Source organism: Frigoribacterium sp. AC759 (assembly GCF_979256015.1).
In genome coordinates this window covers 1-266 of the sequence record NZ_CEEDMT010000107.1, presented here as the reverse complement: position 1 = coordinate 266, position 266 = coordinate 1, and the positions used below count along the sequence as shown (strand labels likewise).

The 266-nt window shown below is 70.7% G+C and carries 1 protein-coding gene; it reads right to left on the bottom strand.

Annotation, left to right across the window (positions count from 1 at the left end):
- Positions 1–266 (bottom strand): undecaprenyl diphosphate synthase family protein (locus ACZ6JE_RS15285; protein WP_464319496.1); only part of this gene is annotated, 266 nt, incomplete at both ends.

Sequence of the window (266 nt, the reverse complement as noted above, 5' to 3'; positions counted from 1 at the left end):
GGCTTGATGCGACCGGCGGCCACGTCTTCGGCGATGGCCCGGACGGCGTCGGCGATCTCCGTGCGACCGCCGTAGGTGACGCACATCGTGAGCGTCAGCACGTCGTTGCCGCGGGTCAGCTCCTCCGCGTACTGCAGCTCTTTGATCACCGCGCCCCAGAGCCGGGGTCTGCGGCCGGCCCAGCGGACACGGACGCCCCAGGCGTTCAGCTGGTCGCGCCTCCTGGGCAGGACGTCGCGGTTGAACCCCATCAGGAACCGCACCTC